Source organism: Pseudomonadota bacterium (assembly GCA_026388215.1).
Lineage (GTDB): Bacteria > Desulfobacterota > Syntrophorhabdia > Syntrophorhabdales > Syntrophorhabdaceae > JAPLKF01.
Map to the genome: position 1 here is coordinate 1 of JAPLKF010000102.1, position 14,434 is coordinate 14,434.

The 14,434-nt window shown below is 42.7% G+C and carries 16 protein-coding genes and 1 pseudogene; 8 read left to right on the forward strand and 9 right to left on the reverse strand.

Annotated features, from left to right (window positions below; genetic code table 11):
• The 3 genes from NTU69_05855 to NTU69_05865 all read left to right on the forward strand — a co-directional run.
• The coding region (locus NTU69_05855; GenBank protein ID MCX5803045.1) for a hypothetical protein at positions 1-325 on the forward strand (325 nt) is incomplete at its 5' end.
• Between the two features lie 53 nt (positions 326-378).
• Positions 379-1,550, forward strand: a protein-coding gene (locus tag NTU69_05860; GenBank protein ID MCX5803046.1) for an IS3 family transposase whose coding sequence is annotated in 2 segments (ribosomal slippage) — positions 379-652 and positions 652-1,550 — 1,173 coding nt in all. Because the reading frame shifts where the segments join, the coding sequence is not laid out codon by codon here.
• On the forward strand, positions 1,547-4,192 hold the full coding sequence (locus NTU69_05865) for a UPF0182 family protein (protein ID MCX5803047.1): 2,646 nt from the start codon (positions 1,547-1,549) through the stop codon (positions 4,190-4,192). Before NTU69_05860 ends, NTU69_05865 begins: the two co-directional genes overlap by 4 nt.
• A 476-nt stretch (positions 4,193-4,668) precedes the next feature.
• Here the strand turns inward: NTU69_05865 and NTU69_05870 are convergent, their stop codons facing one another.
• From NTU69_05870 to NTU69_05885, 4 genes and pseudogenes are all read right to left on the reverse strand, one after another.
• Entirely contained in the window at positions 4,669-4,857 is a 189-nt protein-coding gene (locus NTU69_05870; GenBank protein MCX5803048.1) for a hypothetical protein, read from the reverse strand.
• Positions 4,858-4,938: 81 nt separating this feature from the next.
• Positions 4,939-5,169: a hypothetical protein gene (locus NTU69_05875; protein ID MCX5803049.1), complete on the reverse strand. Its 231-nt coding sequence runs from the start codon at positions 5,167-5,169 to the stop codon at positions 4,939-4,941.
• A gap of 12 nt (positions 5,170-5,181) precedes the next feature.
• Entirely contained in the window at positions 5,182-5,544 is a 363-nt protein-coding gene (locus NTU69_05880; protein ID MCX5803050.1) for a hypothetical protein, read from the reverse strand.
• A gap of 145 nt (positions 5,545-5,689) precedes the next feature.
• Positions 5,690-5,824: pseudogene (locus NTU69_05885) on the reverse strand (tyrosine-type recombinase/integrase).
• A 10-nt stretch (positions 5,825-5,834) separates the two neighbouring features.
• Here NTU69_05885 and NTU69_05890 point away from each other — a divergent pair.
• The 3 genes from NTU69_05890 to NTU69_05900 all read left to right on the forward strand — a co-directional run bounded on the left by NTU69_05890 (position 5,835) and on the right by NTU69_05900 (position 7,437).
• On the forward strand, positions 5,835-6,416 hold the full coding sequence (locus NTU69_05890; protein MCX5803051.1) for an ATP-binding domain-containing protein: 582 nt from the start codon (positions 5,835-5,837) through the stop codon (positions 6,414-6,416).
• Complete coding sequence (locus tag NTU69_05895) at positions 6,413-6,799, forward strand: YMGG-like glycine zipper-containing protein (protein MCX5803052.1); 387 nt, start codon at positions 6,413-6,415, stop codon at positions 6,797-6,799. Before NTU69_05890 ends, NTU69_05895 begins: the two co-directional genes overlap by 4 nt.
• 89 nt (positions 6,800-6,888) lie before the next feature.
• Complete coding sequence (locus tag NTU69_05900; GenBank protein MCX5803053.1) at positions 6,889-7,437, forward strand: hypothetical protein; 549 nt, start codon at positions 6,889-6,891, stop codon at positions 7,435-7,437.
• 6 nt (positions 7,438-7,443) lie between these two features.
• On the opposite strand, the gene rodA is transcribed toward NTU69_05900, so the two are convergent.
• From rodA to NTU69_05925, 5 genes are read right to left on the reverse strand one after another with little or no spacing between them, the layout of a single operon-like run.
• Positions 7,444-8,553, reverse strand: a complete 1,110-nt coding sequence (rodA, locus tag NTU69_05905) for a rod shape-determining protein RodA (GenBank protein MCX5803054.1) — start codon at positions 8,551-8,553, stop codon at positions 7,444-7,446.
• Positions 8,550-10,352, reverse strand: coding sequence for a penicillin-binding protein 2 (mrdA, locus tag NTU69_05910; protein MCX5803055.1), 1,803 nt, complete (start codon positions 10,350-10,352; stop codon positions 8,550-8,552). Before mrdA ends, rodA begins: the two co-directional genes overlap by 4 nt.
• A gap of 16 nt (positions 10,353-10,368) precedes the next feature.
• A complete protein-coding gene (gene mreD / locus NTU69_05915; protein ID MCX5803056.1) occupies positions 10,369-10,863 on the reverse strand; it encodes a rod shape-determining protein MreD in 495 nt (164 codons plus the stop codon).
• A complete protein-coding gene (gene mreC / locus NTU69_05920; GenBank protein ID MCX5803057.1) occupies positions 10,860-11,660 on the reverse strand; it encodes a rod shape-determining protein MreC in 801 nt (266 codons plus the stop codon). The genes mreD and mreC overlap by 4 nt, the downstream gene beginning before the upstream one ends.
• A gap of 11 nt (positions 11,661-11,671) precedes the next feature.
• Positions 11,672-12,712 carry a rod shape-determining protein gene (locus NTU69_05925; protein MCX5803058.1) on the reverse strand — a complete coding sequence of 347 codons (1,041 nt, stop codon included), beginning with the start codon at positions 12,710-12,712 and terminating at the stop codon, positions 11,672-11,674.
• A 93-nt stretch (positions 12,713-12,805) separates the two neighbouring features.
• On the opposite strand from NTU69_05925, the gene NTU69_05930 reads away from it, so the two are divergent.
• Positions 12,806-14,194: a SurA N-terminal domain-containing protein gene (locus tag NTU69_05930; protein ID MCX5803059.1), complete on the forward strand. Its 1,389-nt coding sequence runs from the start codon at positions 12,806-12,808 to the stop codon at positions 14,192-14,194.
• A 99-nt stretch (positions 14,195-14,293) separates the two neighbouring features.
• Positions 14,294-14,434: tRNA (adenosine(37)-N6)-threonylcarbamoyltransferase complex transferase subunit TsaD (locus NTU69_05935; GenBank protein MCX5803060.1), on the forward strand; the 141-nt coding region annotated here is incomplete at its 3' end.

Below are 14,434 nucleotides of genomic sequence, written 5' to 3' on the forward strand. Positions count from 1 at the left end.
CTTTGGTCCTAGCCTTGCGGAAACGCTTGGGCCTGGTGTTATCCTTTCAGGTGATGACCTTGCATCTGACCAACTGCTCCTCCAACTTCGCCGCTTGATCCCTGATTGGGTGCCGCCAAGGGACCCTATGAACGTGCTTCAGATAGATGAGATCCGTAGAGTCCTTTACCCAGAGATCCGTATCGGATGGGGGTATACCGATAATGAAATTGTGCAAGTGATGGATAAGGAGCAAGAACGTCTCGCACGCACCTTGGGGGAAGGACATTACTTGGTCCGTGGGGTAGCCGGAAGTGGAAAAACAGTTATACTCATTGAGGTATGATGCTTTTAGTGGACACCAAAGTTGAGGTAAAATACAAAGACGGAGGTGTCAGAATGGAAAGGGTTCCAAAAAGTGTATTCACAAAGGAGTTTAAAGAAGAAGCAGTGAAAATGGTAACAGAAGGTGGTTTGGGTATACCGGAGGTAGGGCGCAGATTATCAATCCCCAAGTCAACTTTAGCCTATTGGGTTAAGGTAGCGAAAGAAGGTACATTAGATACCAGTAGGAAACAAAGACCGGTTACCGGAGAAGAAATGGAACTTGCCCGCCTCAAGCGTGAGATAACTGAACTGAAGATGGAGCGTGATATATTAAAAAAAGCAGCCGCGTACTTTGCCAAGGAGTCGCTGCCAGGTACGCGATCATGAAAATACTGCGACTTACCTATCCCCTACCTCTTATATGCCGTGTATTAGAAACATCACGAAGCGGCTATTACGCATGGCTTAGTCGTTCACCATCAAGAAGAACCCAGGAGGAAGGGCGACTCGAAGTTGAGATAAAGGCTGCTCATAAGAGAACCCGTGGTACCTGTGGACCTGAAAGATTGCAACGTGATCTTGCAGCCCATGGTGTCAAAGTAGGTATCTCAAGGATCAGGCGTCTCAGAAAAAAGTTCGGGATACGCTGTAAACAGATAAAGAAATTCAAGGCAACGACAGACTCAAACCATACATTGCCTGTGGCAGAGAACCTCATCAATCAGCAATTTGAAGCAGCTTCCCCGAATCAGATCTGGGTCAGTGATATTACCTATATACCCACAGAAGAAGGCTGGCTGTATCTTGCAGGCCACAAAGACATCTTCACTAAAGAAGTGGTGGGATATGCAATGGGTCCCAGGATAACAAAGGGTCTTGTGAGTCAATCCCTCATCCGGGCAGTGTCAGCCAAACGGCCAGACAAGGGCCTTATCCATCATTCTGACCGGGGTAGCCAGTACTGTTCAAGTGACTACGTGAAGCTCCTTGAACAGTTCAATATGAGAGCCTCCATGAGCAGAAAGGGCAATTGCTATGACAATGCCCCGATGGAGAGCTTCTGGGGAACAATGAAGAACGAACTTGTCTATCATCAACGTTATGCGGCAAGGGATGAGGCAATCAAGGAGATCACAGAATACATAGAGGTTTTCTACAACAGACAACGCAGGCAGGTAAGACTGGGGTATTTATCCCCTGCTGCCTATGAACGGGAGTTTTATGCGAGGCAACTTGCAGCATGAGGGTTACTCGTATCCACTCTGCGTCTAAATTGATCGGGGTATACGTGGACTGGCTCTTTTTTCGTGAAGTTACCTACGAGGGGATGTTCACGAAGGTTCTGTCCGCCGAGGTACTGACAGGTCTTGCCTTTGGTCTTATCTTCTTTTTCTTTCTTGCTGCTAATGTCTTTGTTGCATCCACGATCAAGGTGCCTTCTATCGATATACTGTTCATGGGTCAGATGAGGGTGCCCCTTGATCCCGGTAAATTTAACAAAATATTCAAATTCCTTGGTTTATTTGTCGCTGTCTTTGGCGGGATAGCAAGCGCACTCTGGGGAAGCAGCCTCTGGGCACAGGTACTTGTCTTTTTCAATAGTGTGAATACAGGAACAACTGACCCAATATTCAGCAAGGATCTCAGTTTCTACCTTTTCAAACTTCCCCTGTATGAATCACTGAACGGTTATGTGGGTTTCCTCCTTTTCATCACCACCCTTGCGGTAGCTACAGGATATGCTGCCCGGGGTGGTTTCCTTATGCTCGGCAACAGAATTTCTTTCGTGAAGCGCGCAAAGGAGCATTTGACTCTCCTTATTTTTCTGTTCTTCGTAAAGTTGGCCTTCGGGTTTTATCTCGATAGATTTGGAACGCTCTATTCCCCCCATACTGTAATTACCGGTGCCGGTTACGCCGATGTGAATGCACGACTCATTATGCTGGGGATACTGGTTCCCCTGACGGTCATCGGAGGCATGGTGGTTTCCTGTGCCCTCCTGAAGGAGAAATGGCGCATCACCGTCTATCCGGTGATTGGCCTCGTTGCGGTGTATCTCCTCGGGGTGGCAATCTACCCGGGTCTCCTCCAGAGTTTCAAGGTGGCGCCGAATGAACAGGCGCTGGAAGAGCCCTTCATCAAGCATCATATTGCGCTTACGAAATACGGCTATAACCTCCAGAACGTGCAGATGGTGCCCTTTGATGTGTCGTTTAACCTTACAGCAAAAGACATACAAAAGAACGACACAACGATAAAAAATATACGACTCTGGGATGAATCGCCCCTCCTGAAGACGTATAGCCAGCTCCAGCAGATCAGGACCTATTACCGGTTCAATGACATCGACAGTGATCGCTACACTATTAACGGGCAGTACCGGCAGGTGATGCTCTCCGCCAGAGAGCTCTCCTATAATGATCTCCCCAGCAAGTCATGGATCAACGAGAAGTTTGTTTTTACACACGGCAACGGTGTTGTCATGGGGCCTGTAAGCAGGATTTCCAAGGAGGGCCTGCCTGAATTCATCATAAAGGATATCCCGCCCTCTTCGGCTGCAGGTGTAAAGATAACTACCCCGGAGATATACTTCGGCGAGCTCACAAGCGACTATGTCATTGTGAATACGAAGGTTCCCGAATTCAGCTATCCTACATCAGAGGGGAATATATATACCTCTTACAAGGGGTCAGGCGGTGTCCGTCTCGATTCTCTGTTCAAGCGGGCAGTCTTTGCCTCCTATTTCCGGACTGCGAAGATTATCTTTTCTTCGGAGATTACAGCGGAGAGCAGGATCCTTTACAACAGGAATGTGGTTCAGAGGGTACGTACCATTGCGCCTTTTCTGATCCTTGATTCAGATGCCTATGTAGTGGTTTCGGATAATGGCAAGATCTACTGGATCATCGATGCATATACTGCGTCTACCCACCTGCCTTATTCAAAGCCGCTGAAGAACAGGGTAAATTACATGAGAAATTCAGTGAAGGTTGTGATCGATGCATACGACGGCAAGGTCGATTTCTATGTCAGCGACCCCTCCGATGTGATCATACAGGTCTACGGCGCCATCTTCCCGGGCGCTTTCAAACCCATCAGGGAAATGCCCGACGATCTGAAGAAACATGTGAGATACCCGAGGGATTTCTTTAATGTCCAGACGACTATGTATGCTACCTACCACATGAATGATCCGAAGGTATTTTACAACAAGGAAGACCTCTGGGAGGTTCCTGTCCATAACGAAAAGTCCATGAGCGCGAACCACCTGATCATGAAACTCCCGGAGGAACAGAGAGAAGAATTTGTCCTCCTTGTGCCCTATACTCCGGCCAAGAGGGACAATCTCGCCGCGTGGTTCGCTGCCCGCTGCGATGAGCCGAATTACGGCAAACTGCTTGTTTTCACCTTTCCGAGGGACCGGCTTGTCTTTGGACCACGACAGATCGATGCGAGAATAGACCAGAATTCATACATCTCGCAGCAGCTCACTCTCTGGGGTCAGCGGGGTTCTCAGGTAATCCGGGGCAAACTCCTCATCATCCCCATCGAAAAATCCCTCCTCTATATCCAGCCCCTCTATCTGGCTGCAGAGGACAAGGGAGGATTGCCCGAACTCCGGAGGGTTATCGTGGCCTATGAGAACGATGTGGTCATGGAGGAAAACCTCGAGCAGGCTCTGGCGGCGCTGTTTGGCGGCAGAAAGACTGCTCCGGCAGCCGGGGTGCCAGCAACAACGAAAAAAGCCTCTCTCCAGGACCTCGCAAAAGAGGCCGCCCAGGCCTTTGAAAGGGCCAAGGGACTTCAGAAACAGGGAGACTGGGCGGGCTACGGGGAACAGCTTAAAAACCTGGAGCGGATACTGAAACAGATGACAGGACAGTAGCGCCAACCTATGACACGATGCAATACAACACTGTAAAAGGTGGTATCTTGGAGGCACTAACTATGGCCGCATGATTTTTGGCCTGTTGCCCAAATCAGAAACCCCTTGTAACGGCCATCGAAGGGCTTTTGGTAACAAATCTTAGGAAAACGTAAGGAGAACGATTTCAACTGTCTGAGGCCGGGTACCCGCTTGAAACGGTAGCGGAGAGCAGGGAGCAGAGAGCGAAGAGTTATGTATCAGCGAGTTCACGAGCGAGAAGGGGAGTTTCTGGTAGCTTTGCTGCCAGAGGGGGCGACGTGAGCCCCAGTATATTATATATGTATCAGCGAGTTCACGGACGTGAGCCCCAGTAATAGATCTGTCAAAAGAACTTCGGGTTTAAGTGAAAGGGGTTTTTGCTAAGGTTGTTGCGACAGGATCAGATGAAGAGCGTCAAGAGATATCCCTTCAGCCAGACCGTGGGATTACGGTCGTCAGTAGTTCTTTTTGTCCTTGCTGTTGATCCAGTTCTCTATTTCATTCCTCTTGTTGTATACAACGAAGGCGGATACAAGGAGGAGGATACCAATCGTAAGGTTTGCAAAATCTTGGTACGCCCTCAGGAATATTGCCGAAGAGAATACGCAACCAAAGATATAAAACCATATAAGACTTCGAATCATCGGTCTGTAATCTCCCCCTGTTGATGTAATCGAGAGACGCGAGGAATACCTTTCCCGTTTTACCGCTTCCACCTGATTATGTCATATCGGCAGGTGATTTTCAACCATAATATCTTGCTCATCCGGTTTTGTGCCCTGTAACTTTTCTCCCTTCCCATATTTCCATGAAATTAGTATAATAATAGATTCCCACGGGTAAATCCGTGGTGCTAAAATACACATGCTTAGCGTGGATGACAGACGGAGAAACCCAATGGGGGCAGAACTTGAAATATCAGTTTTTTCCATTATTACCGATCCGCATTTCTCCATTTACCTGCTATCTCAATAGGTTGTCAAGGGATTTTTGAGAGGGATAGAGAGGCTTAGTTTCGGGAAACGCTCTTCCGCCTTCGCAGTCTGTCCCAAGTCAAGGGTTTCGCGCTCGATGACCGCGCCATCCTTGGTCCAGACCCATTGCAGATAGTTGGTCAGGATCAGGTTGCCTGATAGCTTTTTGTACTTCGCAATATGATCGGATTTCAGCACTTGATCCAGATTGGCATCTATCTTCTTGTTTTCCAGATAGCCAAGGATGCTTTCGCCAATCTTGAATTTTACATCCGGTGCGCCGCTACCGGACGCAGCATGCCTTGGTTCAGGGATGACGTTGATTTTGGAATTTTGGTGGTTTGCCAGAGCGATCAAAAGATTATGCAGCGGGGGCGCAAGGTGTGTTCTGTTGCATCGCGCGCATCAAGCTTTTTGAGTTGCTCGAAATAGGTTTTGAACGCCTCGGTTACAGCGGGCGGGGATACACCAGATTTTTTGTAGAGCAAAAGTCACCCCCTTTCTATTTCCACAACCTTTCAAACCTTGCCCGATTGGTCGCAGTGTATCTGACTGTGTGCTGAATGTTCTTATGCCCTAAATAGTCCTGAATGAGCCGCGTGTCTGCCCCTTGATCTGCGAGGGCAAAGCCGCACGCAAAAGAGCCAATGGGGTCTTGCAATATAACATTTAGAGACCTTGATTCCAATGTGAAAGAGATACCCGTAAAGGATGAAGGGGCGGCTATATCCATGATAAGAAAGATAGCCCTTTTCCTTCAGAAAAAAGGGAAGGAGTTTCAGGTAATCACGCCCATTCATTCAGGCCCACTCGGGACGAAAAGACTGAATCTTATACTCCAAAGGGCATTAAACCCCGATGGGGGAGACCCTTTAAGAACAGGCGATAGGGTGATTGTCACGAAGAATATATATATAGATGGCGAGTTTCTTGCCTCAAACGGGCAAACGGGTATTGTGGAAGGAAAAGAAGATGAACATGCAGTTGTTAGAACGAAAGGGGAGAAGATACTTTTTAAAAAGAATGAGATAGAGCTTGCTTATGCCCTGACAGTCCATAAGTTTCAGGGAAGCGAGGCTGACCATATGGTTTTTGTCGTTCCCTTTGCTGTAGATAAGGAACTTTTAACTGATGAGCTACTATTTGTGGGCAAGACAAGGGGAAAACTTAAAACTTTTGTGGTGACGCCAGAGGAAAAAGGTAATATATATAAAGGAGGTATGATATGAAAAAGATGTTTTTAATTATGTTAGTCCTCAGTATGGGGTTTTTAACCTTTTCATGTACATCTACGGGTTACAATACACAGAAGGGTGCAGCTATTGGCACAGGTCTTGGTGCGCTTGCAGGGCAGATAATTGGTGGTAATACCGCAGGAACATTGATAGGTGCTGCTGTTGGTGCGCTTGCAGGGGGAATTGTTGGTAATGCAGTAGACCAGGATGTAACAAACCAGAAGATAGAAGCAGCACAGAGATCAAAGGCAGCCTATGCGGCTCCCCAAGGGAGTGAAAGCAAAAATCCTCCGGGTGAATGGATTGAAGTTCCTGGACAGTGGATTGGCGGTAAATGGGTACCTGCTCATAAAGCGTGGGTACCAGTGAATCCATAAAGAAATAATGTGATGAATAATTGGCAATCGGTTAAACCAACAGGGTTTGAAATGGGTAAGATAGAAAAAAATATTCAGGAGGCTGCACGATGAAAAGAATTATTATAATGTTTTTTTGTATAGCCTTTGTGTGGAGTAGTATTAGTACCATATATGCAGCGGATACGGGTAAGGTTTTAGGAAAGGTATTTCAGGAAAAAGGATTTGGGTATACAATAGAATATCCTGCCGATTGGATTTATACAACACAGTCTACGCATACAGTAATCTTTGGCTGGAAGAAAGAAGCAGAAGTAAGCATTCACAACCTGCTTTCTACAAAGCATAAAGAAGGCCAGTATAAGGATATTGATGCAATCATTGAAGAGTACGAAAAGCAGTTAAAAACAGCTCAGGATGCGAAAATCTATCATCCGGAACCATTTGTATATAAGAAAGATGGGGTTACGTTAACGGGCAAACAATTTATGGCTGAGTATACATTACAGGGGGAACGATACAAACAGTGGATGATTATAATTCTTCGGAACGATGGAGAGGTATTTCATGTCTGGATTTATGTATCACCTGTAAAACGTTATGAAACTTACCTTGGTATAGCAAAGGCGATGCTTGATTCGTGGGTGATTTTAGAATAGCTTGTATCAAAACATATATCTTCTCATACTGATGTTGAGAAGAATTCCCACCGATACAAGCATGGTCACCAAAGATGAACCGCCATAACTGATGAATGGGAGTGGAATTCCAACAACAGGGGCAAGATGTATGGCCATTAATACATTTATGGTAAATTGCAGGTAAATAATAGAGGCCATACCAAAGGCGATGATTGAACCAAGTTCATCATGAGCGGTTTGAGAAATTTTAAGACACCTGTAGATAAAAGATATAAATAGTACGAATAGAACAATTGAACCCACAAATCCCCACTCTTCCCCAAAAACAGTGAATATGAAATCGGTATGATGCTCAGGTATAAACTGGAGTTTATGTTGAGTCCCTGCCATATACCCCTTTCCAAGGAACTTTCCAGAACCAACAGCAATCATTGCCTGTTTTGCGTGATATCCAAAACCTGAAGGGTCGGCATCTATATTTATAAAGCTCAATATCCTCATTTTCTGGTAGGGTTTCATAAGATATTCCCATAGTATAAAGGGGGATAAAGCCCCAATACTAATAAGGAGGGTATATGTGGATTTTTTTAAACCAACAAACCACAGGATTGCAAGGCATGTTAATACGATGATTACAGCTGTTCCAAGGTCTGGTTGTTTAACTATAAGGATAGCCGGCAGCATAGTTAAAAATATTGGAAGTGAGATATCCTTAAGGCCGAGTGGTATATTATCTCTTTTTTTCTCATAAAGTTTATTGGCAAGATAAAGTACGAGAATGGGTTTCATAAATTCTGAGGGTTGAAAATTGATGCCGAGGATACTTATCCATCTCTTTGCTCCGCCTGCTATCATGCCTATAACAAGAACAAGTACAATAAATAGTAACGCTGACAAATATAACCACTTTGAATGGCTTGCAATAACCCTGTAATCATAATATATAATAACGAAAATCAAAATAATCCCTATCAAAAATGCTATGAGTTGTTTCATAATATAGTTATAAGAACCGCTATAAAAGGAACTTGTTGCACTTATAAGATTCAGGATACCTATTGCAAATAAGGCTAATCCATTAATGATGAGATACCAGTCTAAATGATACAGCCTTCTTTTATCTATTCTCATCATGGATTTTTTGCCTCTTTTATCTCTACCTTAGTTTTATAGATGTTTTCTGTAATAATTTTTGCAATTGGAGCTGAAACGGAAGAGCCATGTCCACCATGTTCTACAAGTACGCATATTGAAATGGAAGGCGCTTCAGCAGGTGCAAAGGCTATGAACCATGCATGGTCACCTAAATGTTTGTCCTTTTCCAGTGAGGCGGCCTGGGCTGTTCCTGTTTTTCCACTCATATTGATATTCTGAATGCGAGATCCATAGGCTGTACCACTTGGTTCGTTGACTACACCCTTCATCCCTTCTTTAACAGTATTTATAACTTCCTTTTTGAGTTTTACATTGGTGTTCATAACAGGGTCGAAAACCTTAATTGCCTTTCCTTCCGGTGAGACAATTTTGTTTACTATCTGTGGTGTAAAGGTTACACCCTCATTGGCTACAAATGAGGCTAACTGTGCAAGTTCTATTGGGGTTAGCCAGACTGCACCCTGGCCTATGGAAACAGATACAGTTTCTCCCTCATACCATGGTTCTCCAAAGGTTTTTTTCTTCCATTCTGAAGAAGGTACAAGCCCTTGTTTTTCACCAGGTAAATCAATGCCTGTTAATTTTCCAAGTCCTATCGAGTCTGCCATTGCATGAATTCTATCAATACCGAGCCTCACTCCAACATTGTAGAAAAACACATCACAGGATTCTACTATCCCTCTGTGTATAGCCACATTGCCATGCCCACCTTTTTTCCAGCATTTAAAGACCCTGTTCCCAAAGGGGAAACTACCCCTGCACAGAAAATTTGTTCTTTCGTTTAATATTCCAACATCTAATGCTTTAAGGGCCAATACTATCTTGAATACTGACCCTGGTGGATACCTGCCCTGTATGACCCTATTCTGTAGGGGGTGTGTTTTGTCGGTTGTAACCTCCTTCCAGTCTTCTTTTGTAATGCCTGCCGAAAATTTATTGGGGTCAAAAGAGGGCCTGCTCACAAGGGCGATTACAGCTCCGGTCTTTGTTTCTAATGCAATACATCCCCCTTTTTTGGATTCAAGCGCCTTTTCTGCAAGAGTCTGTATTTCCATATCGATGTTTAAATATAGATTATTTCCTGGGATAGGTTCTTTTACGTCGAGGGTTCTCACCTCTCTGCCAATTGCATCAACTTCAACCCTTTTTTCACCATCTACTCCCCTCAAGTAGTTTTCATAATTTCTTTCCAACCCATATTTACCAATAAAATCACCCGGAGAATAGTCTTTATATCCCTTGCTTTTTAACTCTTCACTGTTGATTTCTGAAACATAACCAAGTACATGGGCTGCCATTTTTCCATAAGGGTAGTTTCTTTTTGGCTCTATTTGAATGCTGACACCCGGAAGATACACTCTATTTGCTTCAACTTTGGCAACCTCGTCCATTGAAATATCTGATTTTATCTTTACCGGAAAAGACGGGGGGAAACCGCTCGCTGCTTTCAGCTTATCTACAATCTCTTCCCTATCAATATTTATAAGCCTTGCAAGGCCATCTACTGTTTGGTTAAAGTCTTTAATATCTTCAGGGGTAACATACATGTTGAAAGAAGGTCGTGTATCAGCCATTACCTTTCCTGTTTTGTCATAGATTACGCCTCTTGGAGCAACAACCTTTTTAATCCTTATACGGTTTTGCTCTGACAATTTTCTCATTTCGCTGCCCTTCATAATCTGGAGATCCCAAAGCCTTATTAAGAGGACTGCTATTGTAATGATCAGTATCAGTCTGCACCACTTATACTTATTAAGGGGAGGGGTTTCTTCCTTCATATATTCTCTATATTGTCTATTCCTCATTTAGGTATTTAACGTTCAGGTATTCTACAAGTGAAAAAATAAAAATTGAAAAGAAGCCAGTAAATATTGCATTAGGGATAGTATAAAACATAACGTTTATAATATTACTTGTCTCACCCCTGGCAAGAAGGGAGAGTGTGAGAAATAAAAAGGACTCAAGTACTACAAAGCCACTGCATACGTAAGAAAAACTATATTTGGAATCTATATATATTTTGTTTTTTAAAAATGTGGTTATCAGAAATATGGAGATCTTTGTAAACAATATAGCACCGTGTGGAGAGTTTGATAGTATCTCCTGGGTTAAACCGATCAAGAGGGATATTATCAACCCTCCTTGAGGGCCCAGAAAGAGTGTAGCATATATGATTAATGGGATACCTAAATCAGGTTTGAAAAACTCTATTGGTAGAAAGGAAAGCATTGAGGACTCGAGTGTTATCAAACATGTCCCGATTAATATATACACAAAGATTTTTATCATTTTTTAATTATCAGTACTTCTTCTAATCCTTTAAAGTTATTGAAGGGCATGACATCTATATCAGAGAAAATCCCCGGTTTATTTCTATTCACAGTGATCACAATGCCTGTTGGCAGCCCTTTTGGATATATACTGTCTTTCCCTGATGTTACAAGCCTATCGCCGATTTCGACTTCATCATTTTTCAATACGTATTTCAATTTGAGTACTGTTTGCCCTGTGCCTTCAAGCATGCCCCTTGTGTTTTTCCCTTCTATATATACATCAATGGATGAATTTGTATCATTTATTATCATAACCTTGGTATGCCATTTGTTCACTTCCACTGCCTGCCCCACAATCCCTTTTGGGGTAATCACAGGCATTTTTTCTTTAATGCCGTAATTCCTCCCTTTGTCTATAATGATACATTTAAACCAGTTCTTTATGTCCTCTCCTACTACCCTTGCGGCTATCATAGTATTTGGGTTTTGTTCCGTAAGATTCAGAATGGTTTTTAACCTTTTGTTCTCTTTTTCGAGTTCTGGGATTTTTTGATTCTCTAACTCAAATGCTTCAAGCTTTTTTTTTAATGCAAGATTATCTCTTTTCACATCTACAAGATTTGCATAAGCTTCAAACATCTTCCGCAAAGAATAGGTTGGCTTGCTTATAAGCCTTAAGGCAGGTCCGGCCATTTCAGCAACGAAACCCTTTACTTTTGAATAACCTTTTACGAATACAGGAGTGTTTGTAAATGCAAAAAATGAGATTACAAGTATTAGTATGGCTATGATTATGGCGATAGAGTTTTTCAATTCCCTACTTTTTAAGAGTAAGTTGCAATCTCTTTAAGAAGACCCATTTCATCTAGGACTTTACCTGCTCCCTCCACAACAGCGGTGAGTGGATTTTCTGCAATTATGACGGGCAACCTGGTCACTTCTTTTATAAGAAGGTCCAGATTTTTTAACAGAGCCCCTCCTCCGCTGATTACAATGCCTTTATCTACAATGTCTGAAGCAAGTTCAGGTGGGGTCCTCTCGAGGGCAATTCTGACGGCTTCTATTATTGAATTTACCGGTTCTGCTATGGCCTCCCTGATCTCTTTCGATGAAATTTCCAATGTTTTAGGTATGCCTCCTACTAAATCCCTGCCTTTAACCTCTGTAGTTAGCTCTTCCTCATTTTGGAAAGGGTAAGCAGAACCAATGGTTATTTTTATCAATTCCGCAGTTCTTTCGCCAATGAGGAGGTTATATTTTCTTTTCACGTATTGGATGATGGCCTCATCAATCTTGTCTCCTGCAACCCTCACCGAGTTGCAGTAGACTATACCTGCGAGGCTTATGACAGCCACCTCTGTTGTCCCGCCCCCTATGTCGACAATCATGTTGCCGCTTGGCTCTGTTATCGGGAGACCCACGCCTATTGCTGCTGCCATAGGTTCTTCTATGAGATAGACTTCTCTTGCCCCTGCTGATTCCGCTGATTCTTTTACCGCCCTTTTTTCTACGGGTGTGATGCCTGAGGGCACAGATATCACGATCCTTGGCCTTGCATAGGATTTTTTATTGTGTATCTTCCGGATGAAGTATTTGAGCATTGCTTCAGTAATTTCAAAATCGGCTATTACACCGTCTTTTAAAGGTCTTATGGCTACAATATTACCAGGGGTTCTACCAAGCATCTTTTTTGCTTCCTCACCCACTGCTATTACCTTTTTTACACCCCTTGCGTCTTTATGAATGGCCACCACAGACGGTTCGTTGGAGACTATTCCTTTTCCTTTTACATACACAAGTGTATTTGCTGTTCCAAGGTCTATCGCTAAATCTTTTGAAAAGAAACCAAATAATGACTCAAACATTCCTTATCCCTTCTTTCATAATTAAAGATATTGAAAATTGAGTTTTAATATACTATTTTAAGGAATTAAAATCAATAGAGTTAGGGAGTGCAGATGTTAAAATTTATGAGGAAGCACGCAACAGGGTATCTGGTAAAAGGTATGTTTGGGTTGATCATAATTGTTTTTATCTTTTGGGGTGTTGGTTCTTTCAGGGCTGGTGAGAGAGTAATTGCAGAGGTTGGACCGTATAAGGTCTCCTTTACTGAGTATCAGGAGACGTATAACAAATTATTGAACATGTATAGAATGATTTATAAAGATAAGTTCGATGAAAATGTTGTGAAAGAACTGAAACTGAAAGAAAAGGCAATGGATGAAATAATCGATAGATACGTACTAATCAAGAAGGCGAAAGAACTGGGTATAACAACTTCTGAGGAAGAATTTATCAATTATATCGCTAATATGGAGATGTTTAGAAGGGACGGCAAGTTCAATGAAAAGGTTTATGTGGAGGTCCTGAAGAGAAATGGAATTGACCCAAAAAGGTTTGAAGAATCAGAAAGAGTATCCTTAACTATTTCAAAGATGGTAAATATTATTAACGATAATGGGATGTTTTTGAATGAAGCCGATGTGTGGGCGGGTTATATAAAGGAAAAGGGTAAGATTAACCTGGCCTTTATTCAATTCGATCCTTCAGCTTTAAAGGGTCATGTGAATGTAAATGAGAAAGAGCTTACAGACTTATATGAAAAAGAAAAAGGTATCCATAAGGAGGAAAATGTCTACAGGTTAAAATATCTGTTAATTGATGAGAAAAGTTCTGTTAGGGACGATGTTGCCTATTTAGACCTTTTAAAGATTAAAGATATAGCGGCTTACGGGAAACAGAAAGGGATAGAGGTAATAGACCTTGGAGATATAAAGGTGAGCGAGCTTTTAAAGAGATTCAAGGATTTAAAGATTGATGAATGGCTTAAGGGGTTAAAAAAGGGGGATATTTCATTGCCTGTTAGAGCTGATACGAAATCTTATATATTTCAGTTAGTTGATATGGAGGAGGGGAAATTGATCGATAAGGGCAGAGCTATACAGACAATTAAAGAAAGAATTGTCAATGAGAAGGCAAAATCCCTGGCGAAGGTAAGGGCAGGGGAAGCAATAAGCCAGAAACTTTTAGACTCTAAGAAGGAGACAGGTTTTATACAACGGAATTCTTACAACATTCCCGGAATAGGCTTGATACCGAAGGAACATGTGGGCGTGTTAACCCTTTCAAAAACTCATCCGGTATATGAAAAACCTGTGGAGGTTTCCGGGAAATATTATGTTTTTTACTTTAAAGATGAGAAACTCCCCGATAAGAGTGTCTGGGAAAAGGAGAAGGAAGCATACAGGAGATATCTGCTCACAAAAACCAGGGAAGAATTTTTTAAATCTTTTATGGAAGGACTACGAAATAAAGAGAAGATAAAGATTGACTGGAAAGAGATATGATATTGTGAAAAGCCAGTATCCAGTAAAAGTTTGGAATTTGGTGCTTGGAACTTGGTTATTACGAGAATAGTTACTGTTGACAGCTAACAGCTAAATCATATGCTTATCCTTGGGATAGATACCTCCTGCGATGATACATCGATTGCCCTGCTTTTGGATGGGAAAAAGATACTTTCCAACATTGTATCAAGCCAGGTTGACCTTCATAGATTATTCGGTGGCGTGGTCCCTGAAGTTGCT

Coding starts and splice junctions, on each gene's coding strand:
- NTU69_05865 (MCX5803047.1), top strand. CDS start 1,547: ATGAGGGTTACTCGTATCCACTCTGCGTCTAAATTGATCGGGGTATAC.
- NTU69_05870 (MCX5803048.1), bottom strand. CDS start 4,857: ATGATTCGAAGTCTTATATGGTTTTATATCTTTGGTTGCGTATTCTCT.
- NTU69_05875 (MCX5803049.1), bottom strand. CDS start 5,169: ATGGAGAAATGCGGATCGGTAATAATGGAAAAAACTGATATTTCAAGT.
- NTU69_05890 (MCX5803051.1), top strand. CDS start 5,835: ATGGGGTCTTGCAATATAACATTTAGAGACCTTGATTCCAATGTGAAA.
- NTU69_05895 (MCX5803052.1), top strand. CDS start 6,413: ATGAAAAAGATGTTTTTAATTATGTTAGTCCTCAGTATGGGGTTTTTA.
- NTU69_05900 (MCX5803053.1), top strand. CDS start 6,889: ATGAAAAGAATTATTATAATGTTTTTTTGTATAGCCTTTGTGTGGAGT.
- rodA (MCX5803054.1), bottom strand. CDS start 8,553: ATGATGAGAATAGATAAAAGAAGGCTGTATCATTTAGACTGGTATCTC.
- mrdA (MCX5803055.1), bottom strand. CDS start 10,352: ATGAAGGAAGAAACCCCTCCCCTTAATAAGTATAAGTGGTGCAGACTG.
- mreD (MCX5803056.1), bottom strand. CDS start 10,863: ATGATAAAAATCTTTGTGTATATATTAATCGGGACATGTTTGATAACA.
- NTU69_05925 (MCX5803058.1), bottom strand. CDS start 12,712: ATGTTTGAGTCATTATTTGGTTTCTTTTCAAAAGATTTAGCGATAGAC.
- NTU69_05930 (MCX5803059.1), top strand. CDS start 12,806: ATGTTAAAATTTATGAGGAAGCACGCAACAGGGTATCTGGTAAAAGGT.